This window comes from Streptomyces sp. CWNU-52B (assembly GCF_047444975.1).
Lineage (GTDB): Bacteria > Actinomycetota > Actinomycetes > Streptomycetales > Streptomycetaceae > Streptomyces.
In genome coordinates, this window is sequence record NZ_JBLFJV010000075.1 from 1 (window position 1) to 647 (window position 647).

1 protein-coding gene is annotated in these 647 nt (G+C 70.0%); it reads left to right on the forward strand.

Annotation, left to right across the window (positions count from 1 at the left end):
• Positions 1 to 647, forward strand: a 647-nt coding sequence (locus ACLVWQ_RS40515; protein WP_414114346.1) for an IS5 family transposase, incomplete at both ends; no start/stop codon positions are given.

Sequence of the window (647 nt, forward strand, 5' to 3'; positions counted from 1 at the left end):
GAGCCGTGGCGGGGGTGGGTATCCGTCGGACCTGACGGATGAGCAGTGGGCGCTGGTGGAGCCGTTGCTCCCGCCTGCGCGGGTGGGACCGAAGGGCGGGCGGCGGGAGAAGCATCCACGGCGACGGATCGTCGACGCGATCTTCTACGTCGTGCGGACCGGGTGCGCCTGGCGGCAGCTGCCGAAGGACTTCGCCCCGTGGCCGACGGTGTACTGGTACTTCACCTGGTGGCACGACGACGGCACCGTCGAGCGCATCCACGACGCTCTCCTCGGCAAGGTCCGTGAAGCCGACGGCCGCGACGCGGAGCCGAGCGCGGGCCTGATCGACTCGCAGTCCGTCCGCACCGCCGACACGGTTCCCGCGGCCACCAGAGGCTTCGACGCAGGCAAGAAGGTGAAGGGCCGCAAGAGGTTCATCGTCACCGACACCCTGGGTCTGGTCCTGGCCGTCCACGTTGTCGCGGCGAGCATCCAGGACCGCGACGGCGCAAAGCGGCCCATGCTGTGGACCAGGCTCGACCACCCCAGCGTCAAGAAGATCTGGGCCGACCAGGGCTTCGCCGGCCGCCTGGTCGAGTGGGCCGCACAGATCCTCGGCCGCGACCTGGAGATCGTCCGCAAGGCCCCTGACCAGCGAGGCTTTC